Below are 23,536 nucleotides of genomic sequence, written 5' to 3' on the forward strand. Positions count from 1 at the left end.
ACAATGAAAAAAATTAATCTTATTACGGCAAGTTTTATTGCTTTAGGTTTAACGGCTTGTAGCTCTGAGCAATCTGTATCAACAACAGCGTTAACGCAGATTTCAGCCCCGGGCGCGCCCGGTGTTGAGCCATTTTGGGCTTATTCAGGTAAAACAGGTATTGGCACATCCTATGAGCAATATAAAGCGGGTCATTATGATGATTCAGCTGCGACTGGTAAAGTGTCAAAAGTGTGGTTTTCAATTGCCAAAGGCATGATCACTGAAACCATGTTTGGTCTTATTCACCAAGCACAAATTAAAGATATGCAATTTGTTGTGGTAGGCAAAGATTTTACTGTGACAGAAAATGATGATCTTGATGTCAGCATTGATTATCTATACAAAGATGAAGCAGGTCGGCCACTTTCACTTGCCTATAAAGTGGTAAGCAAAGATAAGCAAGGTCGTTTCTCTTTAGAAAAGCATATTTTCACTGATCCAAACGGCCAAACTCTGTTTGTACGCAGCGTATTTAATACCGATTTAGAAGGCGTTAAAGCCTATGTGAATGTGAACCCTTATATTGATAATAACGGCCTAGACGATTTTGCTAAAGTAACTGATAAAGGCTTAGTTGCATGGCAAGACGATAATTTCTTATCACTGCAAGCTAGTCAGCCATTCAAACAGGCAACGGTTGGTTTTACGGGCATAAGCGACGGTTTAAAAGAACTTAAAATGTCGCAATCACTTGGCACAACGTACCAAAATACCGGTGAGCAATCGGGTAACGTTAGTTTACTTGCTGAACTGGGTGATATTTCAACTAATACAACATTCGATTTAGCACTAAGTTTTGGTCAATCAGAAGCTGCGAGCTTAAAAGAAGGTCAAGCAAGCTTAAGTCAAGGTTACCAAAAGTTACTAGATGCCTATAACGGTAAAGGTGATGCAATTGGTTGGCAAGATTACTTAGCAAGCCTTGAGCCCCTTAGTACATTAACTAGCAGTACCGCTGATAATGGCAAACTACTTTATACCAGTGCCATGGTATTAAAGGCGCAAGAAGATAAAACGCATGCGGGGGCACTAATTGCGTCGTTATCAAACCCATGGGGTGAAACGGTCTCAGCTAAAACAGGTTCTACAGGCTATAAAGCAGTCTGGGTACGTGACTTTTATCAGGTGGCTATGGCGTTTATGGCCATGGGCGATACTAAAACAGCTAAGACAGCCTTTGAATATTTAGAAAAAGTACAAGTTACCGCTCGTACTCCTGGTAATGGGGGAGACACTGGTTGGTTCTTACAAAAAACACACGTTGATGGTGAACTTGAATGGGTTGGTGTGCAACTTGACCAAACGGCTATGCCAATTATGCTTGCATGGAAACTTCATCAAGCCGACGTACTTAGCGACCAAGAGTTAACACAGTGGTATGGCAAAATGCTCAAACCAGCGGCTGACTTTTTGGTAGACGGTGGCCTTGCAAAGATTCTGTGGAATGATACACAAATTGCCCCACCCGCAACGCAGCAAGAGCGCTGGGAAGAACAAAACGGTTACTCACCTTCTACGACTGCAGCTGTTGTAGCGGGCCTAGTTACTGCTGCTGATATTGCCAAAAAAGCAGGTGATACTAAAAACGCAGTGCGTTACTTAGAAACCGCTAAGCAATACAATAGTGAAATCGAAAGCACCATGTTTACCACGCAAGGTAACCTAAAATCAGACAATGCCGATGGAGAATATTTCATTCGCATTGGCCAAGATAAAGATCCAAACTCATCGACCACGCTTAATGCGAATAATGGTCGTGATGGCTTCGACAAAAAGCAAATTCTGGACGGAGGATTTTTAGAGCTGGTTCGCTACGGTGTTCGTGATGCGCTTGCACCAAGCATTGTTAAAACGCTTCCAGAATATGATGACGAAAGCTTAATTGATAACCTACAAGTGCGCTATACCTTTAACTTTGCTGATGGCTCTGGGTCATTCCCAGGCTACCGCCGTTATGGTAATGATGGTTACGGCGAAGACGAAGTAACGGGCAATAACTACGCAGAAGGGGGGAATAATACCCCAGGTCAGCGTGGGCGAGTATGGCCGTTTTTCACGGGTGAACGCGGTCACTATGAAATTGCCGCAGCAAATGCCAGCAATAGCTTAAATGCGATGAAACAAAACACGATCAAAAACACGTATGTAAAAGGCATGGAAGCATTTGCTAATGAAGGCATGATGCTACCTGAGCAAGTGTGGGATGGTGTTGGTAACAATAAAGCTGGCTATGAGTTAGGCGAAGGGACGAACTCAGCGACACCACTTGCGTGGACGCATGCAGAGTACATTAAATTACTTCGCTCTTTAAGCGATAAACATGTGTGGGATCATTACCCTGTTGTCGAAGATGCTTTGAAGTAAATTGAGCATTTAAATATTAAAATTAAACCGCTGAGCTTTAACCCTCAGCGGTTTTTTTATTTATCAGTTCAGCAAAATGATTGTGTCTGATTGTGCCTTATAAACCTGCTTTTTTTGCTCGCGCTGCGTGCAACTTTTTGTAGCTGTCGATTAAACGCTGATGTCTGTCTAAGCCTTCAAGTTTCATACTTGTTTCGGTTAAACCATAAAACATAACATCCCCATTAATCGAGCCAACCACGGCGTCCATGGTTTCTTGACCAAACATACGCGTAAAGTTGTGAATGTAATCTTCAATTTCTAGGTCATCGCTAAGCGCAACTTCCAGTGTTGCATGCATCGCTTGATAAAATAGACCTCGTTCAACAAGGGTATTGTCGTTGTATTGTAAAAAGGCTTCAACTAGCTCCATAGCGGCTTCTAAATCACCCAATGCTAGGTAAATTAATAACTTAAGCTCAAGAATTGTTAATTGACCCCACACCGTGTTTTCGTCAAATTCGATACCGATTAGCGTAATGATATCGATATAGTTATCTAACTCACTTTCTTCTAATCGCTCAACTAAATCAGCCAGTTGATCTTCAGTTAGACGGTGCAGATTTAAAATATCTTCACGGAAATTTAGGGCTTTATTAGTGTTATCCCAAATCAAATCTTCGACTGGGTAAACTTCAGAATAATCAGGGACTAATATACGACACGCAGTACCAAGATCTGAGAACTCTGCAATGTAGGCTTCTTTACCTAAGCGTTCTAAAATACCGAATAAGCTCGCGGTTTCTTCTTCGTTTGTGCCTGAGAAATCCCACTCCACAAACTCAAAATCATGCTTCGCACTAAAGAAGCGCCATGAAATAACCCCTGTTGAGTCAATAAAGTGCTCAACAAAATTTTCTGGCTCCGACACGGCCATGCTATTAAAGGTCGGTTTAGGAACATCGTTTAAGCCCTCAAAGCTTCTACCTTGTAACAGCTCTGTAAGGCTGCGCTCTAATGCGACTTCAAAACTTGGGTGCGCGCCAAACGAGGCAAATACACCGCCTGTTTTTGGGTTCATTAGCGTGACACACATAACCGGAAATTGACCACCCAGTGATGCGTCTTTAACAACAACAGGAAAGCCTTGTTCTTCAAGGCCTTTAATGCCAGCAACAATGCTTGGGTATTTATTTAAGACTGCGTCAGGTACATCTGGAAGAGCAATTTCTTGCTCAATTATTTGGCGTTTAACGGCCCGTTCAAAAATCTCTGACAAACACTGTACTTTTGCTTCTGCAAAGTTATTACCCGCACTCATACCATTGCTTAAGAATAAATTTTCAATCAAGTTTGATGGAAAATAAACAGTTTCACCATCTGAATGGCGCACATATGGAATAGAGCAAATTCCGCGCGCTGTGTTACCTGAATTAGTATCAATTAGGTGAGAGCCACATAATTCGCCATCGGGGTTATAAATGTCGCGCGTGTAGTCGTCTAATATACCTTCAGGCAGGGAGTCATCGTCGGTTAGGCTGAACCATTTTTCATTTGGGTAATGAACAAATGCGCTGTTTGCTATTTCTTCACCTAAAAATTGATCATTATAGAAGAAGTTACAATTTAAACGTTCTATAAACTCACCAAGCGCAGAGCACAGTGCGCTTTCTTTGGTTGCGCCTTTACCATTGGTAAAACACATAGGCGATGCGGCGTCACGAATATGCAACGACCATACATTTGGCACAATATTGCGCCAAGATGAAATTTCTATTTTCATCCCTAAGTCTTCGAGTATCGCGGTCATATTCGCGATGGTTTCTTCAAGCGGTAAGTCTTTGCCTAAAATAAAGGTGTTATGATCTTCATCAGGTTTTGCCATTAACATTGCTTGCGCATCGGCTTCAATGTTTTCTACGGTATCAATTTTAAATTCAGGGCCTGTCTGAATAACACGTTTTACTGTACAACGCTCTACTGAGCGCAAAATACCCGTGCGATCTTTTTCGGATAGGTGCTCTGGTAATTCGACTTGAATTTGAAATATTTGATTGTAACGATCCTCAGGATCAACAATATTATTTTGTGCAACACGAATACCATCCGTCGAGATATCTCGAGAGTTACAATACACTTTAATAAAATAAGCGGCGCACAGTGCAGAAGACGCTAAGAAATAATCAAAAGGACTTGGTGCTGAACCATCGCCTTTATAGCGTATAGGTTGATCTGCGATGACAGAGAAGTCATCAAACTTGGCTTCAAGTCTGAGGTTGTCGAGAAAATTAACTTTAATTTCCATTAAAAAATTCCACCTTAGTGCGCTTAGCTACTACAAACTTTAAAAGCTTGCTAATAGCGTTTTCATCATAATAGGTGTAATTATCTGCTTTTTCGCGGTAATAGTCTTGGGTAAATCGAAAAAAAAGCCATTTTAATGGTGGTTGAATTGTCAGTGAATGAAAATGGCTAGAGATTGACTCGCTTAAGAGCCTTTATCTAGCGATTTAAATACTTGAACCTCGAATGATTAAACGCGGCGGGAGTAGGGTGTTCTCAACCGGTTCACCTCGAATTAGTTTTAAAAGGTTATCAACTAACATTTGCCCTGCGAGTGTGGTGTCTTGCTGTACTGTTGTAAGCGGTGGATTAACAAAACTCGCAACAGCAATATTATCAAACCCTACAACATGAACATCGTCGGGCACGTTGATTTTTGCTTCTTTTAAAGCCCGAATAGCACCAATAGCAATTAAGTCACTCGCAGCAAACAGCGAGTTAAAGCGAATATTATTAGCAATCAGTGAACGAGTGGCATGGTAACCTGACTCTTCGGTAGAAATTGCATTGGCCATTTTTCGTTCGCTAAGAGTAATCCCTTTTGCCAAAAAGGCATCTTTAAAACCGTGGTAGCGAGCAAAAAATTCAGGGCTATGGTCTGATGCATCACCTATAAAAGCACAATCGGTGCGACCGGTTGCCAGTAAATGCTGCGCCGCCATTTTTCCGCCACCATAATTATCACAGCTAACCGTTAAGTCAGGGCGGTTATCTACACTGGCTCCCCAACAAACAAACTTGGTGTTTTGCTCAATTAAGGTTCTAAACTTGGGTTGATAGTCTAAGTAGTCGCCATAGCCAAGTAATATTAGGCCATCAGCGCGGTGACTATCTTCATAGTCGGCTTGCCAATCAGAGCTACTTGACTGAAAGGAAACCAATAAATCGTAGCCTTCTTTTGCACAAGCACGCGTAATACTGCCAAGCATGGCCAAAAAGAAAGGATTTATTTGTGACTCATCCGATGTAGGATCTTCAAAGAGTAACAGCGCGAGGGTACTGCTTTGTTGCGTGCGCAAGTTACTGGCGTTTTTATCTACTTTATAATTAAGCTGTTTTGCGACCTCGTGTACTCGCCGACGTGTTTCTTCGTTGACCAGCGGACTATTTCTGAGTGCGCGAGACACGGTTGACTGAGACACACCCGCATAGTGTGCAATGTCAAATGATGTAGCCTTACCTTTCATATGGTTACCAAGTTACAGTGTCAGTGAGTGCCATTTTCGGCTATTTATTATTTTTTTCAAGCAATTTGTGATGAGTCACACAGCAAAGCGAAATACGTTAATAAGCAAGCATTTATTTTACTTTTTATCCATACCTACACTGTCATTTTAGTGAATAAATACGTATGCATGGGTAAATAATGAAAATTTTTATTGATTCAAGGCTGACACCGGTGTCATAATGTCGCTGTTTTATCATTTTGTTGTCAAAACGTATTTGGCTGCCCATTTATTTGGGCAGCATTTTTTTAATACTAAAGATAGCTGCTTTGAGAGGATAGCTCAAAGTATTATCAAATACAGTGGCTAGGCCATTGAAAAATATAAGAATAAGCGGCAAAAAGCTTAGACAAATAGAGAAAACAACATGAACACACAGCCTAACACAGAATTTGATCCCATTCTCGTTGCCGATATTGGTGGCACTAATGCGCGTTTTGCCTTAATCACAGACTTTAACGAACAAACAAATCAATTCGTTATCGAGCAAAATCTTAAATTTCCAAGCGCAGATTTTGGTTCACTTGAAAGCGCCATATCACATTATTTTAATCATATTTCGTATGCAAAACCGTCGCGAGCATGTTTAGCCGTTGCGGGTCCAATTAAAGCTGGACAAGTACACCTTACTAACTTAGGTTGGCACTTTAGTGTTGCCGACCTTAAAAATGAATTTGCTTTTACGCAATTAGAAGTCATTAATGACTTTGCTGCTTTTGCGTATGCTGCACCTTATTTAGATGATTCAAAAAATGTTGCAGTGAAAGCTGGACAAGCTGATGACAATGCAAATATTGCTGTCATGGGACCCGGTACGGGTTTTGGTGCTGCTTGTTTAGTGAGAACGTCGCAGGGCAGTGCTGTATTAAGCTGTGAAGCAGGGCACATTACGCTTGCGGCAGTGACCGAACTTGACCGTGAGTTAATTAAAGAGCTTAAAAAGCAATTAAACCATGTATCTGTAGAAACTGTCTTCTCAGGTCCAGGCATTGCCCATTTATATCGCGCAATGGCCGCTGTTAAAGGTGTTGAAGCTAAAAACCTTGATGCGGCGCAAATAAGCGAGCTGGCAAGCACAGGCCAGTGCGAAGTATGCGAAGCCACACTTAACCAGTTCTGTGATTGGATTGGCAGTGTTGCGGGTGATCTTTCACTTACATTTGGCGCCTTAGGGGGTGTATTTATTGGTGGTGGGATTTTACCTCGTATGCAACAACGGTTATTATCTAGTCGATTTGTTGAGCGTTTTGCTGATAAAGGTATTATGTCGCAATATACGTCGCAAATCCCTGTTACGCTTGTAACACAAGACAACATTCCACTGGTTGGTGCTGCTGCGTGTTTACATGTAAATAGTAACGCGTAACCAAGGAGTGTCGTTGGATGAGTATCGGATGAAAAAAGTAACCATTAATAGTGTCGCCAGCTACGCCGGTGTTTCTAAAAAAACAGTGTCTCGTGTGCTCAATAATGAGCCGAACGTGAGTGATGCTACACGCGAAAAAGTACTAAAAGTATTTAAAGAGCTTGATTACACACCAAACCCTATCGCACGGGGGTTAGCGCAGAACCGTAGTTTTATTATTGGTTGCTTATACGATAATCCAAGTAAGAGTTATATCACGCGGGTACAAACAGGTGCGTTAGCTGCGTGTCATGAACACAATTATAATTTGTTGATTCACCCGTGTGAATTACGTGGTGAAGAGCTGATCAGTAATATAGAACAGTTACTTCAAACATCACGACTCGACGGGATTGTTCTAACGCCTCCATTTTCAGATTTTGCTGAACTCGTTACATTTTTAAAATCGAAAAAAATTCCGTATGCCCGTGTTGCATCAGCCGTGCTAGAGGATGATTCTATTTCTGTACGCAGTAATGATGAGCAAGGTGCTTTTGAAATAACAGAACATTTAATTAAGCTCGGCCACAAAGAAATTGCGTTTATTAAAGGTCACCCGGATCACAGTGCGACAGAGCAGCGCTTTAAAGGTTATCGTCGCGCACTTGCCACTAATGGCATTGAGTTTAACGAGCGTTTAGTCGAAGAGGGTAACTTTAGTTACCATTCAGGTGTTGATAGTGCGCGCACTATTTTAGATTTAAGCCCACGCCCGACAGCTGTTTTTGCATCAAATGATTACATGGCTGCTGCGGTCCTTAAATTAGCAACACAAATGCAGCTAAAAGTACCCGATGATATCTCGATAGCAGGGTTTGATAATGCCCCCATTGCGCGTCATATTTGGCCTGGTTTAACCACCATTGCTCAACCAGTCGAAGAAATGACACACCAAGCAGTAACACAATTAATTAGCCATATTAGTGAGCCACAGGAGTCACCATATCAAGTGACTTTGGAAGCAAAATTGATTACTCGTGAGTCAACGGCAGCAATTAAATAAATTTCATCTTGTTTTTCACAGTAGCCCGAAATTGAGTGACGCTTTTTCGGGCTTTTTTATTTGATCTATAAACCGTTCATATAAAACATCTAATATATTGTTTATTAATAAGTTAACTCTTATTAGTGTCATCATTCAACAAATCTCTTTCTCATGATTTTGCATGAATTCTATTCATACTAAGCTAAAATAGTACTGTTCATTATTTGGTCATTTTAAAAAATTAAACTAAATTTAACAGATAGGGTTGACACCGGTGTCACAGTCATGAGTTAATACAGTGACACCGGTGTCAGGTTGGTTGTGAGAGACAGCCTGTCAGCGTACCTTTGAACGGGTAAATCAAAGATGCTCAGTGCAATTATTTTCGTGGAGTCTTTAATTGTCACTGAGCCTTTATCCTCTAACTATAGAGATGAGTCGAATTTATATGTTGCATCCTCGTATTCAAGAAGTCACCGAACGCGTTATCGAACGCAGTAAAGAGACCCGCCAAGCTTATTTAGAGCGAATCGCGCACGCAAAAAAACAAACAAGAGTCCGTGCCGGTTTAGGTTGTGGTAATATCGCCCATGTTATGGCTGCCTGTAGCAGTGATGACAAAGCTCGTTTAAAAGCAGATGAGCAACCTAATTTAGCGATTATCAATTCTTATAACGACATGCTTTCAGCGCATGTGCCTTACAAAGATTATCCTGAAATCATCAAGAACCTTGCTACCAAGTATGATGCAACCGCTCAAGTTGCTGGTGGCGTACCAGCCATGTGTGACGGTGTTACGCAAGGTCGTGATGGTATGGAATTGTCATTGTTTTCACGCGATGTGATTGCAATGTCTACTGCGGTTTCTTTATCACATGATGTGTTCGACGGTGTTTTCTGTTTAGGTGTGTGTGACAAGATTGTCCCAGGGCTATTAATTGGTGCGTTATCTTTTGGTCACTTACCTACGTATTTCTTGCCAGCAGGGCCAATGCAGTCTGGCATCCCTAACAAAGAAAAAGCCCGTGTTCGTCAAAAGTTTGCTCAAGGTTTGGTTAGTCGTGAAGAGCTTTTAGAAGCTGAAAGCGCGTCATACCACAGTGCAGGTACTTGCACATTCTACGGCACGGCAAACTCTAACCAAATGTTAATGGAAATTATGGGTCTTCACCTTCCAGGTAGCTCATTCATTAACCCTTACACAGAGCTTCGTGATGGTTTAACAGGCCATGCTGTTGAAACAATGTTGAAACAGTTAATTGAAACGAAAGATGCAAACTGTCTAGCCGACGTCGTCAGTGAAAAAACGATCATTAATGGTCTTGTAGGCTTGCTTTCTACAGGTGGCTCTACAAACCACGCGATTCACTTAGTGGCTATTGCTAAAGCGGCAGGTGTGATCCTGACGTGGAAAGACATGTCTGACTTGTCAGAGGTTGTGCCTCTGCTTACACGTATCTACCCGAACGGTTCAGCCGATGTGAACCATTTCCAAGCTGCTGGCGGCATGGGCTTCTTAATGAAGCAGCTATTAAGCAAAGGCTACTTACATAACGATGTAAAAACCATAGTAGGTGATGGCTTAGAGGCCTATACAACTGAGCCAATGCTAGATAAAGATACTTCAGTGATCATGACGGATAGCTCAGGGCCAAGCAAAGTGAAATGGGTTGCATGTCCAGAAAAATCACACGACGAAGAAGTATTACGCCCAATTGATAATCCATTTAGCAAACAAGGTGGCTTACAACTATTAACGGGTAATCTGGGTAAAGCGGTTATTAAAGTATCAGCGGTTGCAGAGTCGCACCAAGTTGTATCTGCACCAGCTAAAGTATTCAGCTCGCAAGGTGAGCTACAAGAAGCGTACAGCCGTGGTGAACTTAACACTGACTTTATTGCTGTTTTAAAAGAGCAAGGGCCAAAAGCAAAAGGGATGCCTGAGCTTCATAAGCTCACACCTGTGATGGCAACGCTACAAGACCAAGGTTACAAAGTGGCTATCGTAACAGACGGCCGTATGTCGGGTGCGTCAGGTAAAGTGCCTGCAGCCATTCACTTAGCACCAGAAGCGGTTGAAGGCGGTGTGATTGCTAAAATTCACGAAGGTGATTTGATAACGCTTGATGCACCAGCGGGTGTATTAAAGGTGCATGTAAGTGATGAAGAATTAGCAAAACGTGAATTACAACTTAGCCAACCGAGCCAAACATACGGTACAGGCCGAGAGTTATTCGCAGGTTTCAGAAATATAGTAAGTAGTGCAGACCTTGGCGCAAGCGCCTTCGGTTTAGAATAATAATACGCCGTTACTGGGCTATGAGGAACATACAATGAGCATTGAGAAAATTTTATCATCGGCACCTGTGGTACCGGTTGTTGTAATCGAAAAACTTGAAGATGCAGCACCGCTAGCACGCGCGCTTTATAACGGCGGCTTAAAAGCATTAGAAATCACCTTGCGCACACCGATTGCGGCAGAGGCAGTAAAGCTAATGAAAGAAGCCGTACCAGAAGCATACGTAGGCACAGGTACTGTGGTTGATAAAGCGACATTTAATGCATCTGTTGAAGCCGGTGCTGACTTTATGGTGAGCCCAGGTGTAAACGACGAATTATTAGCACTGGCTAAAGAGTCTGACATTCCATTTTTACCCGGTGCCGCAACCCCCAGTGAAGTGATGAAGTTAGTAAGCCATGGCTTTAAGTTCTTAAAGTTCTTCCCTGCAGAAGCAGCGGGCGGCACCGCGATGCTCAAATCAATTGGCGGTCCTTTACCGCAAGTGACTTTTTGCCCTACAGGTGGCATTAGCCTTGAAACCGCACCTAACTACCTTGCATTAAGTAATGTTATTTGTGTGGGGGGTACGTGGATGTTAGATAAACAACTTATTGAAAACAAAGACTGGCAAGCCATTGAAGCGCTTGCTCGCCAAGCAAGTGAAGTAAAATAATTAACGGGAGATATTAGAATGATTAATGTTGCAATTAATGGCTATGGACGTATCGGTCGTAACGTATTACGTGCCCTTTATGAGTCAGCTCAAAACAACGAAATCAAAATCGTTGCCATCAACGATTTAGCACCAGCAAATGTTAACGCGCATTTAACGCAATTTGACTCAGTACACGGTCAATTTTCTCAAAAAGTAACACTTGCTGAAAACACCATGTTAATTGGTAACGACGAAATTACCCTGACACAAGAGCGTGATCCTGCCAACTTACCGTGGAAAGCACTAAACGTAGATATCGTTTTAGAATGTACTGGCTTATTCACATCGCGCGAAGCTGCTGCAAAGCACATTGAAGCGGGCGCTAAAAAAGTGATCGTATCTGCACCCGGTACTGATATGGATGCGACGGTTGTTCATGGTGTGAACAGCGACGTATTAAACGCTGACAGCAACATTATCTCAAACGCATCGTGTACAACAAACTGTCTAGCGCCAATTGCAAAAGCAATCAACGACACAGTGGGTATTGAGCAAGGTAGCATGACAACCATTCATGCTTATACAAATGATCAAAATCTATCTGACGTTTATCACCCAGACTTATACCGTGCGCGTAGTGCGACACAGTCAATGATCCCAACGAAAACAGGGGCTGCTAAAGCCGTTGGTTTAGTACTTCCTGAACTTGCGGGTAAACTTGACGGTATGGCAGTGCGTGTACCGACAATTAACGTGTCTTTAGTAGACTTAACATTTGTTGCTAAGCGTGAAACAACAGCCGCTGAAATCAACGAAGTAGTTAAAGCCGCATCAGAAGGTGCAATGCAAGGTATTCTTGAGTACAACGAATTACCGCTTGTTTCTATCGACTTTAACCACAATCCAGCGTCTTCAATATTCGATTCTACGCAAACTAAAGTAGATGGTAAGCTTGTTAAAGTGATGGCTTGGTACGACAATGAGTGGGGTTTCTCAAACCGCATGCTAGACCAAGTTAAAGCGCTAGGTAAGTTCTTATAATAGAACCGTAAAAGTTTAAGCTTTATCCAACAAAGCCACGTTTATCGTGGCTTTTTTGGTTTTTGCTAGAAAAAACATTTTATTCGCAGTATCGTGTTGTTTACCGATATTTCAGGGAAAAATAATGAATAAAGTATTGCCAATACTATGTTTACTCATAGCATCCTGTGGCTCAACCACAACTAATAACTATCCTGACTTTACTCTCCCCAAAGACGTTTTGTTACAGGCAAAAGACGACTTTAGACGTTCTGATGATAAAATTTTATTTTTGTTGATGGTCAATCAAACGAGTGATGTAGTTAAGGTAAGGGTATTGGATAATAAATTACAAAATAAGCAATTTTTGAATATGTTCAAGAAGAATATGTACAACCTTAAATACCCAAAAGCAGATAAAAGTGATCCTGAATTCAGGGAGTTTGTTTTACCATTCGGTGTAAAAACTGAAGTCGAATTCTATGGTTAAATACATCGAGGGACGAACAATGAAAAATATCCTGCTACCGCTTCTACTTAGTGCAGTTACAATGCTTCCTAGTTATACATTCGCTTCTCAAGAGGCGCAGCAACTCGCTGTTTGCCTAACTGATTCACTCAACGGTAAGGAACGTAAGAACCTTGCCAAGTGGATTTATCTGGGTATGTCGACTCACAGTATTATCAAACCGTTCTCAAACGTGACAGAACAAGATATCGATGATACCAATCGCTATGTTGGCGCATTAGTTACGCGTTTATTAACCGAAGACTGCCCAAAGCAAGCAAAAGCCGCTATTGATGTCGGTGGGCAAGGGGCAATGGAAAATGCATTTCGTCTTGTTGGTGAAGTTGCAATGCAAGAATTAATGACAGAGCCCAGTGTTGGCAATGCTTTGGGCGCATTTGATAAATACCTTGATCAAGAAAAATTTGATAAAGCATTTCAATAGATTTCTATCGGGAAGTCGATACCTAAATAGGGAAGTTAATGTATCAAAAATTTAAATCTTTATTAGGCAACAGCGTTTATAAATCAATCGCGCTTGTTCTCGTTATACTTCTGGCTGGCCCAGAGTTAATGATAGGTTACGAGTTAATGGCGTTAGTTGAGATTTTAGGCCCAACCACATTTGTGCTTATACATTTAGTTGGTATCAAGCTTTATTTTTATAAATTTAAACAACTTTTTTTACGCTTTGAGTCGCATAGTACCTTGTTTTTTCCAACATTTAAGCAGCTTAAAAAAATGCCAACGTTGCTGTATCACATACTACCAGAGCGCACTTTCGTCGCGAGTTTTTTACTTAGTGTTGCAGTGGGCTGCGCTCAAATAACATATTCCGCTTTCGTGTTTTAATGTCGCGTTGGCTAATTCAATTACCCATTTTTACGCATAATTGTCTGTGCTATGCTGCGACAAATTATTAAATGGATTTTAGATGATGTCTCGTATTAGTAAGCGACTCTTCCGTGCTGAGCAGTTTCACATCGGCGAGGGTAATATTAGTGGCTATATCGCCTGTTTTTTAGCGATGTTATCGTGTTTAGGTGTATTGGCTTTTCACTTCCCTGAATACCTAACCACCCCAGAATTACGACAAAGTTACAGTGTCGAATTTTTACGTCAGTTAATGTTTGTGGCACTGATTATTTCAGGCAGTTTAGGACTGTTGAACTTTGTCCGTAATACCAATAAACGACTGGGGGCAACTGCTTGGGTATTAATAACAGTGGCGATTGCGTTTGGTGGTCCTAACGTTGAAGTGGGCGACTTTAGGGATAACACGCCGTATTTAGGGCTTGATTGGTTTATTCTTGATTTACTCGGCTCTACGCTTATTTTTATCCTTATTGAAAAATTATTACCGCATCGCAAAGAGCAAAAGATTTTACGTTCTGAGTGGCAAGGGGATTTAAATCATTTCTTTATTAATCATTTAATTATTGGCTTTGTACTGCTTGCAACGAACCAGTTTGTTCACCATGCGTTTGGGTGGGCAGTGTCTGATACTGTACAAGGCTTTATTGTGCAAATGCCGTTTGTTCTACAACTGTTTTTGATTATTTTAGTGGCGGATTTAATGCAGTATGTTGTCCATAAAGCTTATCATGAAGTGCCATTGCTTTGGCGTTTTCATGCTGTGCATCACAGTGCAAAAGAAATGGATTGGTTAGCGGGATCTCGTCAGCATATTTTAGAAATTTTAGTGACTCGCAGCTTAGTGCTTACGCCTATTTTCGTGCTTGGTTTTCCTTCTGATGTCATTAGTCTTTACGTGATCATTGTTGGTTTTCAGGCGGTATTTAATCACGCCAATGTGAGGGTTAAATTTGGGTGGTTGAGATATATCATTGTGACACCACAATTTCACCATTGGCATCATTCATCAGATAAAGCCGCTATTGATAGAAATTATGCCGCGCACTTCTCGTTTTTAGATTACGTACTTGGCACGGCGGTAAAAGGCCAAGCCGAGTGGCCTGATAAATACGGTGTGGTGGGTGATTACATGCCAGAAGGTATGCTCAAACAGCAGTTGTTTCCGTTTAAAAAGCAAAAATAAAGCCTCAACGAGGCCTTATTTTTATAACCGGTTTAATACTTCGCTAAAGCTGGGTCGCTCTATAGCTTCTACGCGTAAGCAATCTGTAGCGATGGCGGCAAGTTGTTCGGTAATGGCGTTCTCGTTGCTGACGACTGTGAGTAAGTCTTCAATAAAATAACCAAGCGCACGTATTTCTATGCCGTGCATGCATTGCTGCTGATACGGCACTAACTGTGACAAGTCGGTTGCTGCGCCAAAGTCGCCAAAAAGTAAGTCAGCGTTGTCGTTTATCATGCTGTTATGCGCATAGATGTCACCATGGCTGACATGGTTTTTGTGCAAATGCGCCAGTGTGCTGCTCATTTGTTTCACAACCTTTAGCACAAACTCAGGGCTATATTGGCAGCCATTTTCAAAGGTATCGCGAGTACAAGTGTCAAATGACGGAGGTAAACCGAGATTCTTGAAGCCTTCACCAATCAGCTCCATGACTAAACCTAATTGTGATGGCTCATTTATATAGCCAAGTGCTTTGATTAGGTTAGGGTGCTCGTTTGCTTGTAAGCAACAATTTAACTCATCTAGCGGGTAGCCATCGCTGGTTATATTGCCTTTAAATAACTTAAGGGCAATAGGGCGCTGCTGCCATTGTGCTAAATGAATAAACCCCGAGGCACCTTGGCCAATTTGCTGTTTTACATCTAGTTCATCTAAGCCAATTTCAGAAAATTGCTCAGACTCTAGAGAATCTGAACGATTAAAATCATTGCCCGAAAATGCAAGCCACGCAAGTTTGGGCAGTTCAAGCAACCAATTATCAATGTGAGAAAGCCTATTGGCACTTAAGCGAACCAATTCAAGCTCGTGGCAAGCACTCATTGACTCTGGTAGGGCCGTTAACTGATTACCGGCTAACGCTAATTTTTTTAGTTTACGGTACTCACCAAATGATTCAGGCAACGCTTTGATTTGGTTATCGGTTAAAATTAGCCATTCGATATTGCGTGGTAAACTGTGCTCGGCAAACTCGCAAATTTGATTCCCTTTAAACGCCACCATGATTAAATTTGGGCATTGCTTTAGTACTTTCGGAATGTGCTTAAACTGATTAAATGATAAAAACAGACGCTTTAAGTTTTTTAGCGTGTGGAAATCATCAGGTAGGTTGCTTAATTGATTATTCGATAAATCGAGAATTTCTAATGTGTTGGCGAGGGTGTAAATTTCTTTTGGAAAATCAGTCAGTGCTTCTGCGAGTTGCAGGCGAGTACAGCCTTGTAAAGCGCCTGATTTTAACTCTTCGAGGGTATTCAAAATTAAGTCCATGCGTTCAGGCCAACATAGTTGGCCTTGTTAATTAAAACTGTGCGTTGTGGTAAACGTTTTGTACGTCGTCGCACTCTTCTAGCATTGATAAAAAACGTTCCATTACTTCAACGTCTTCGCCTTCAATTGGTGCTTCAACTTGTGGTACGAAAGCGATGAGATCTTCATCGAAGTCGCTAATGCCCATTTCTTCAAGTGCTGTGCGCGTATTGTTGTATTCTGTGTGCGGCGCAAATACAGTGATTTTACCGTTTTCAAGCTCAACATCCGTCACATCGACATCGGCCATCATCAATGCTTCTAATACGGCTTCATCATCGTCGCCATCGAATACAAAAATAGCGAGGTGGTCAAACATATGCGATACCGAGTTTTGTGCGCCAATTTTGGCGTTTGCTTTGGTAAAGCACACACGTACGTCGGCAAAAGTACGTTTGTTATTGTCTGTTAAACAGTCAACTATGATCATGCAGTTGCCTGGGCCATACCCTTCATAGCGGGTCGCAACATAATCTTCGCCGCCACCCCCTTTGGCTTTATCGATTGCACGCTCGATTACATGACTTGGAACTTGATCTTTCTTTGCGCGCTCGATTAAACGGCGCAGCGCTAAGTTGCCATCAGGGTCTACACCGCCATTCTTAGCGCAGATATAAATTTCTTTACCGTACTTAGAATAAACTTTGGTTTTAGCACCCGCAGTTTTAGCCATTGAATCTTTTTTATTTTGGTAAGCTCTTCCCATCTGCGTGTTGCCTTTTTGTTTTAGTGAAAATTAAAGCGGCTATTCTAATCATTTAGCGCGCTAGTTAACAGTTTTTATTCTTCACTCTGTTGTAATTGCCACATTCGGGCATACTCGCCATTCGCTGCGAGGAGCTGCTGATGTTGACCCTGCTCAACCACTTTACCATTTTGCATTACAATGATTTTATCGGCATCTGTAATGGTTGATAAGCGGTGCGCAATAACAAGACTGGTGTGTTTTTTAGCCACTTCACGCATGGCGCTCAGAATAGCTTGTTCTGAATGTGAATCGAGAGCCGAGGTTGCTTCATCAAACACTAAAATCGGTGAGCCTTTCAAAATTGCGCGAGCAATAGCTATGCGTTGTTTTTCGCCCCCCGATACTTTTAAACCACGCTCACCAACGAGTGTTTGATCGCCCTTATCAAGGCTTGCAATAAAACTATCAAGGTGCGCAAGTGAGATCGCGTGATCAATCTCAGCCTCGCTTGCTTGGGGGTTACCGTAAGCTATGTTATCGCGAATTGTGGTGTTAAATAACACGGTGTCTTGCGGCACAATAGCAATCGCTTGTCGTAAACTTTCTAGGGTAACCGTATTAATTGCTTGGTCATCAATATAAATGTTTCCTGCATCGACATCATAAAACCGATAAAGCAGGCGGCTTAAGGTACTTTTACCAGCTCCACTGGCACCCACAATGGCGACTTTACTGCCAGCTGCTACCTCAAAGCTTAATTGCTTTAATATAGGGCGTTGCGTGTCGTAACTAAATGACACATTGTCGAAGCGAATAGCTGCGTTGTGTAATTTCAGCGGTGTGGCATGTGTGTCATCGCTTATTGCTGCTTTTCTATTTAAAAGCCCGAGCATGTTTTCGAGGTCGGTGAGTGCGCGGCGGATTTCTCGGTACACAAAGCCTAAAAAGTTGAGCGGTAAAAATAACTGAATCATGTAGGCATTAATCATGACCAGCTCACCAATACTCAACTCTTTATTGACAACATCGCTGGCGCCCAGCCACATTAGTGCCGTTATGGCCGCAGCAATAATAAGTGCTTGTCCTGAATTAAGCGCAAGCAACGACATGCGGTTTTTAAGTCGCGCTTGTTCCCATTTAGCGAGAAAACTGTCGTAGGTGTTTGCTTCAAACTGTTCATTATTAAAATATTTTACTGTTTCGTAATTAAGTAAACTGTCGATTGCACGGGTATTCGAATTATTATCAGCAGCATTTGCTTCGCGAATAAATCGGTTGCGCCACTGAGTGACAACAACAGTAAAGACAATATAGGTTGCAACGGCCACGAGGGTCACTAAAGCAAACCACGCAGAGAATAGGGTGGCAAAAATAATCGCCACAGTCATAATTTCAAATAAAGTGGGCACAATATTAAACATTAAAAAGCGCATTAAAAAGCTAAGTCCATTGGTACCTCGCTCAATGTCGCGACTAATACCGCCGGTTTGCCTGTCTAAATGAAAAGCCAATTCGAGGTTATGTAAATGTTTAAACACTTTTAGACCGATATGACGCATTGCGTGCTCTGTTACGCGTCCAAAAAGGGCATCACGTATTTCGCCAAAAAACACACTCGCAAAACGAAGTAAACCATAGGCCACTAATAGGGCAACAGGCACACTTAAAATAGGGTGAATATTGGCATCAACGGCGTCGATAATTTCTTTTAGAGCCCAAGGCATCAATAATGTCGCGCCTTTAGCAGCAATCAGTGCTAATACTGCTAAAGTAACTCTTCCTTTAAACGTCATTAAATAGGGCCACAGTGTTTTAATGCTTTGCGACAAATTCATAGCATCAGGGGATTTTGTAACCTGTTCTCGACGGCTCATTCCACGCATGGGGGTCTCTTAGAATTAATTTAATAAAAATAGGCAAACATATCGGTATTTTAGGCAAGTGAAAATGCAGCTTTACCTCTATACTGGTGACAGTATACATGAGAGCATTAACATGTAGTTAAATACAAACGTAAACACGAAGAAAGTAAAGGAGTAATCATGAAAACCATTGGTTATGCAGCACATGCCTCAGAAAAACCTTTAGAGCCGTATCATTTTGAACGTCGTGCACTTCGTGACGAAGATGTCTCGATTGAAATCCTTTATTGTGGTGTGTGCCATTCAGATTTACACACTGCAGAAAATGATTGGGGATGGACTCAGTACCCCGTTGTGCCAGGTCATGAAATTGTAGGCCGTGTTCTTGAAGTAGGCAGCGGCGTTACTAAGTACAAAGTAGGCGATCATGTTGCGGTAGGTTGCATGGTTGATAGTTGCCTGAGTTGTGACCAATGTCATCAGGGTGAAGAGCAGTTTTGCCGTGAAGGCATGGTTGGTACTTATTCTGGTCAAGACCGAATTAGCGGTGAATTAACCCAAGGCGGCTATTCAAAACACATCGTGGTGCGCGAAGAGTTTGTATTACGTGTACCAAAAGGTTTAGATTTAGCTAAATGCGCACCTATTTTATGTGCAGGTATCACAACCTATTCACCACTTCGTACTTGGAATGTGGGTCCGGGCAGTCGTGTGGCTGTAATCGGCTTAGGTGGTTTAGGCCACATGGCAATTAAAATTGCAGCGGCTATGGGCGCACATGTGACGGCTATTAGCCGTAGCGATAAGAAAAAACAGCAGGTGCTATCGTATGGCGCAAAAGAGTTATTAGTCTCAAGCGACGAAGCGGCGATGCAAGCACATGCTAATCAATTTGATCTCATTATAAATACCATACCTGTAAAGCATGACTTTACACCTTACATGCCATTACTAGATATTGATGGTACGCAAGTCTTAGTTGGTCAAGTGGGTGAGCTTGCTGAGTCAAACTCAGTTCCGATGTTATTGGGGCGCCGTCGTGTTGCCGGTTCATTGATTGGAGGAATTGCGCAAACACAAGAGATCTTAGATTTCTGTGCCTTACATAATATTCTTCCGGAAGTTGAAATGATCAAAATGGACGAAATTAATGATGCCTTCGATAAATTAAAACAAGGTGATATGGCCTCACGTTTTGTCATTGATATGTCATCATTAGACGTGTGATAACAACGCAGTAAGTTAACACTAAAACGCGAGCCTCTTTAGGCTCGCTTTTATGTGTTTAATGACTTGTTTTTTATTTTTTAACCCTCATTATAGAGGGGTTATCCGCTTAATTTATTGGTTTCTCTTTGTTACGGTTTTTTTCAGTCATTATATTGCTATTTACTGTGCTCTTTAGTGCACAGAGCTTAGCTGCGCCTTCGACTGATTCGCCACTGGTTGCCACTAAATTTTATCAGCTTGAATTAACTAAACCCCCTATCATTGCCCATAAACAGGTTATTGTTCATCCAAAGCCTTTAGAAAAGTCGGGTTTTGATACTTTATTACCCCGACTTACAGCCAGTAATTCATCCTTATTTCTTTACCATAGTCAGGTAGATCCTGATTATGAGTTATTGATTGAGTTTTTCGCTGAAAACTGGGGTAAAGCACATTTCTTAGCACCTCCTAAAAGAGCACAGACTGTTCCTTGGTTTGCTATTACGAGTGCGCGAAAATCACGTATTAGTGGCTGGAAAGACGCTAATCTTATTTATAAAGCCCGCGCTACATACCACAGCTAAACGACTTCCTTCGTCATTTTTTTATTTTAGGAATTAATTTTACCGGCTTAATAGAGTCGGAAGGAAGTCTTGTATGTCAAAGAAACAAAAGCCGACGTTTTGGCGTCGACTAAAAATGAGCTATGCCGCTATGATAGCTGCCTGCATTTTATTAGCTATCAGTGCGCTACCTAATTTATACCCAAATAAATCGTGGTTACACATCGAGCAACCTGAACAGGTTGTATCACTGCAAATGGTGACTAATTCGCTAAATCAACAGGGTTTTAAGGTAGACAAAGCGAATGATTCAGCTAATCAGTTGGCTATTTTATTAAATGAGCCAACACAAAGTGCTAATGCGCTGAGCTTTATTAAAACAGCGTACCCCACCTTAAATAGCAAAATTGTTGAGCATGCCACAAGCCCTCAATGGTTACAGCAGTTAGGCTTATCGCCAATAAAGCTCGGGCTAGATTTAAACGGTGGCGTGCTATTCGTGCTTGATGTTGATTTAGATAAAGCGATGCAAGAGCACCTAAGTAGTGTCTATCAACAAACTAAGTTAGTACTTCGCAAAGAGAAAGTACGCGGCATTCGTGCCAGTGAAGTGAAAGGCGGCATTGAACTGCACGTTTTACCTAGTGGTGAAAATAACCTGGCTGGCTTAGTCGCGACGTTACAAGCGCAATTTAAAGGCCTCGTGCAAACTAAATCAACCAGTAATAATTTAACCACGGCGTTTTTGCATTTTGATGAGCAAAGCCGCAGTGAGTTTGATAAACAAGTGATGGCGCAGAGCTTAACAACATTACGAGGACGTATTGAAGAGCTCGGTATTACTGAAGCGGTAACACAGAGACAAGGCAAGCAGCGTATCCGCATAGAGTTACCCGGTGTGCAAGACCCCGCAGAGGCAAAGCGGATCATTGGTGCGACAGCAACCCTTGATTTTTATCAGGTTGTTGAAGTAGGTGGCAAAGCCTTTAATGTACAAGGTGGCGGAGTTGTTAATCTTAACCCTGTCGCTATTTTTTCGGGGGACCATATTAATAACGCTAATGTGGGCAAAGATGAGTGGGGGAAACCGCTTGTTCAGTTGAGTTTAGATTCGCAAGGTGGTGATGCAATGTCTGCTTTTTCAAAACGCAACATTGGTAAACCCATGGCCACCGTTTACTCAGAGTATTCGCGAAACGCCAATGGCGAAGTGATTAAAAAAAGTGAAGTGATTAATATCGCCAATATTGCTCAACATTTAAGTTCACGCTTTAGTATCACCAATATGAAAAGCCCACAAGCGGCCTACGATTTAGCATTGTTATTGCGTGCAGGTTCGCTCACAGCACCTGTCACAATAGTTCAAGAGCAAACGATAGGGCCAAGCTTAGGTGCTGAGAATATTGAGCATGGCCTTGCTGCATTAATGCTGGGTATAGGTATTACTCTTGCTTTTATGGCGCTGTGGTATCGCCGCTTAGGGCTTATTGCAAATATTGCTTTATTACTTAATTTAACGGCACTAGTGGGGTTAATGTCATTATTACCGGGCGTTGTACTCACGCTACCTGGCATTGCGGGCTTAGTGTTGACCATAGGCATGGCCGTTGATACTAATGTGATTATTTTCGAGCGTATTAAAGAAGAAAAACGCAAAGGTAGACCCACCTACCAAGCCATTGAGCAGGGTTATAATCAAGCATTTTCCACCATTTTTGACGCAAACGTAACAACCATGATTACGGCGATTATTTTGTATGCAGTCGGGTATGGCCCCGTCAAAGGATTTGCCATTACGTTAGCACTTGGCTTACTCACCAGTGTGTTCACCGGTGTGTATATTTCAAAAGCACTTAGCCAAACACTGTATATTAAATTAACGAATTTAGCGGGGGCAAAAGCATGAGCTGGTCTACATTAACAGCAGCAAGTAAAGCGCGCGTTTTAGGATTACTTCTAAGCTGTGCGCTAGTGATAAGTAGCCTTGGGGTGTTATCGGCTAAAGGGTTAAACTTTGGACTTGATTTTACAGGGGGTTATATCACAGATATTAGCACCGAATCGGTTACCTCGATTGCGGACTTAACAGCAAAGCTAAGCCCTGAGGTCGTCGATAAACTAATAATAAGCAAAGCAGGCGATCATCACTTTGTTTTAAGACAAGCCCCAGACCTTAATACAACGGCTAATTGGCAGGCAGAGCTTAGCCAGCAAGGCATTGACTTTAAAGTGCTTTCAACTTCATTTTTAGGGTCTCAAGTGGGTGATGAGTTATTTGAGCAAGGTTGTTTAGCACTTTTTGCCGCACTTATCGCAATTATGGTGTATTTAGCCGTGCGTTTTGAATGGCGACTGGCTGTGGGCTCAGTGGTCGCACTATTACATGACTTAATTTTGGTGCTAGGTTTGTTTTCGTTATTAGGGCTTGAGTTTAATTTAACCGTGCTGGCGAGTTTATTAGCAATCATTGGTTACTCATTAAATGACTCAATCATTGTTGGCGACAGGGTCAGGGAGCTTTTACGTATTCAATCAAGTAGTCAGCGCATTGATACTCATGTGGTGATCAACGATGCAATACGCTCTACACTCACTCGCACATTAATTACCTCAGGTACAACTCTTGCGACCATCGCATGTATATGGCTGTTAGCCGGTGCTGCATTAACCGGGTTCGCGATTGCCTTATTTGTCGGCATTGTGGTGGGAACATTTTCATCAATTTGTATTGCTGCCACGTTACCGCAGTTATTGGGTCTGAGTAGCGATAATTACACGCAAACTTTAGATGATAAAACCCAAGCTTACATTGATATGCCTTAACCACACTTGCGCAGGGTTAATCATGATTAACCCTGCGCTTTTTTAAACTTAGCACGCGCAATATAAAGCACCAATCAGATAAGCTAATGAGCTATTGCTAACATATTCAAACCATATCAGTTCAGTTACAAAAATCGTAAAACAGGGTAGAATGCGCATTTTACGTTTTAGCTGCTT

General features: G+C 41.9%; 18 protein-coding genes. 13 read left to right on the forward strand and 5 right to left on the reverse strand.

Going from position 1 to position 23,536, the window contains the following annotated elements; translation table 11 throughout:
• The first annotated feature begins 3 nt into the window (after positions 1-3).
• Positions 4-2,406 (forward strand): glucan 1,4-alpha-glucosidase, encoded by a 2,403-nt coding sequence (locus ACSSVW_RS12395; RefSeq protein WP_454179427.1) that lies wholly within the window; start codon positions 4-6, stop codon positions 2,404-2,406.
• Positions 2,407-2,503: 97 nt separating this feature from the next.
• Here the strand turns inward: ACSSVW_RS12395 and ACSSVW_RS12400 are convergent, their stop codons facing one another.
• Both ACSSVW_RS12400 and ACSSVW_RS12405 read right to left on the reverse strand, forming a co-directional pair.
• Positions 2,504-4,690, reverse strand: a complete 2,187-nt coding sequence (locus tag ACSSVW_RS12400; protein WP_065979839.1) for an OsmC domain/YcaO domain-containing protein — start codon at positions 4,688-4,690, stop codon at positions 2,504-2,506.
• A 205-nt stretch (positions 4,691-4,895) separates the two neighbouring features.
• Positions 4,896-5,915 carry a LacI family DNA-binding transcriptional regulator gene (locus tag ACSSVW_RS12405; RefSeq protein ID WP_036968830.1) on the reverse strand — a complete coding sequence of 340 codons (1,020 nt, stop codon included), beginning with the start codon at positions 5,913-5,915 and terminating at the stop codon, positions 4,896-4,898.
• Positions 5,916-6,321: 406 nt separating this feature from the next.
• Between ACSSVW_RS12405 and glk the strand changes: the two genes are divergently transcribed.
• From glk to ACSSVW_RS12445, 8 genes are all read left to right on the forward strand, one after another.
• Entirely contained in the window at positions 6,322-7,320 is a 999-nt protein-coding gene (gene glk, locus ACSSVW_RS12410) for a glucokinase (protein WP_065979840.1), read from the forward strand.
• A gap of 28 nt (positions 7,321-7,348) precedes the next feature.
• Complete coding sequence (locus ACSSVW_RS12415) at positions 7,349-8,362, forward strand: LacI family DNA-binding transcriptional regulator (RefSeq protein ID WP_036968823.1); 1,014 nt, start codon at positions 7,349-7,351, stop codon at positions 8,360-8,362.
• Between the two features lie 430 nt (positions 8,363-8,792).
• Positions 8,793-10,643: a phosphogluconate dehydratase gene (gene edd, locus ACSSVW_RS12420; RefSeq protein ID WP_065979841.1), complete on the forward strand. Its 1,851-nt coding sequence runs from the start codon at positions 8,793-8,795 to the stop codon at positions 10,641-10,643.
• Between the two features lie 34 nt (positions 10,644-10,677).
• Entirely contained in the window at positions 10,678-11,298 is a 621-nt protein-coding gene (locus ACSSVW_RS12425) for a bifunctional 4-hydroxy-2-oxoglutarate aldolase/2-dehydro-3-deoxy-phosphogluconate aldolase (protein WP_036968816.1), read from the forward strand.
• Between the two features lie 18 nt (positions 11,299-11,316).
• Positions 11,317-12,321 carry a type I glyceraldehyde-3-phosphate dehydrogenase gene (gap, locus tag ACSSVW_RS12430; RefSeq protein WP_036968813.1) on the forward strand — a complete coding sequence of 335 codons (1,005 nt, stop codon included), beginning with the start codon at positions 11,317-11,319 and terminating at the stop codon, positions 12,319-12,321.
• Between the two features lie 124 nt (positions 12,322-12,445).
• Entirely contained in the window at positions 12,446-12,790 is a 345-nt protein-coding gene (locus ACSSVW_RS12435; RefSeq protein ID WP_454179428.1) for a hypothetical protein, read from the forward strand.
• Positions 12,791-12,809: 19 nt separating this feature from the next.
• A complete protein-coding gene (locus tag ACSSVW_RS12440; RefSeq protein ID WP_065979843.1) occupies positions 12,810-13,253 on the forward strand; it encodes a hypothetical protein in 444 nt (147 codons plus the stop codon).
• Positions 13,254-13,742: 489 nt separating this feature from the next.
• On the forward strand, positions 13,743-14,867 hold the full coding sequence (locus tag ACSSVW_RS12445) for a sterol desaturase family protein (RefSeq protein WP_454179429.1): 1,125 nt from the start codon (positions 13,743-13,745) through the stop codon (positions 14,865-14,867).
• A 21-nt stretch (positions 14,868-14,888) separates the two neighbouring features.
• Here the strand turns inward: ACSSVW_RS12445 and ACSSVW_RS12450 are convergent, their stop codons facing one another.
• From ACSSVW_RS12450 to ACSSVW_RS12460, 3 genes are all read right to left on the reverse strand, one after another.
• On the reverse strand, positions 14,889-16,175 hold the full coding sequence (locus tag ACSSVW_RS12450) for a leucine-rich repeat-containing protein kinase family protein (protein ID WP_454179430.1): 1,287 nt from the start codon (positions 16,173-16,175) through the stop codon (positions 14,889-14,891).
• 31 nt (positions 16,176-16,206) lie between these two features.
• Positions 16,207-16,920 (reverse strand): YebC/PmpR family DNA-binding transcriptional regulator, encoded by a 714-nt coding sequence (locus tag ACSSVW_RS12455; protein WP_065979846.1) that lies wholly within the window; start codon positions 16,918-16,920, stop codon positions 16,207-16,209.
• A gap of 74 nt (positions 16,921-16,994) precedes the next feature.
• Positions 16,995-18,737, reverse strand: a complete 1,743-nt coding sequence (locus ACSSVW_RS12460; RefSeq protein ID WP_454179456.1) for an ABCB family ABC transporter ATP-binding protein/permease — start codon at positions 18,735-18,737, stop codon at positions 16,995-16,997.
• Between the two features lie 207 nt (positions 18,738-18,944).
• Here ACSSVW_RS12460 and ACSSVW_RS12465 point away from each other — a divergent pair, with 207 nt between their 5' ends.
• The 4 genes from ACSSVW_RS12465 to secF all read left to right on the forward strand — a co-directional run bounded on the left by ACSSVW_RS12465 (position 18,945) and on the right by secF (position 23,359).
• Positions 18,945-19,991 carry an NAD(P)-dependent alcohol dehydrogenase gene (locus ACSSVW_RS12465; protein ID WP_036968798.1) on the forward strand — a complete coding sequence of 349 codons (1,047 nt, stop codon included), beginning with the start codon at positions 18,945-18,947 and terminating at the stop codon, positions 19,989-19,991.
• 128 nt (positions 19,992-20,119) lie between these two features.
• Complete coding sequence (locus ACSSVW_RS12470; protein ID WP_036968795.1) at positions 20,120-20,557, forward strand: hypothetical protein; 438 nt, start codon at positions 20,120-20,122, stop codon at positions 20,555-20,557.
• Positions 20,558-20,630: 73 nt separating this feature from the next.
• On the forward strand, positions 20,631-22,442 hold the full coding sequence (secD, locus tag ACSSVW_RS12475) for a protein translocase subunit SecD (RefSeq protein ID WP_036968792.1): 1,812 nt from the start codon (positions 20,631-20,633) through the stop codon (positions 22,440-22,442).
• Positions 22,439-23,359, forward strand: a complete 921-nt coding sequence (gene secF, locus ACSSVW_RS12480) for a protein translocase subunit SecF (RefSeq protein ID WP_421419623.1) — start codon at positions 22,439-22,441, stop codon at positions 23,357-23,359. The genes secD and secF overlap by 4 nt, the downstream gene beginning before the upstream one ends.
• Positions 23,360-23,536 lie beyond the last annotated feature (177 nt).

The sequence above is a fragment of the Pseudoalteromonas sp. MBR-15 genome, assembly GCF_053628915.1.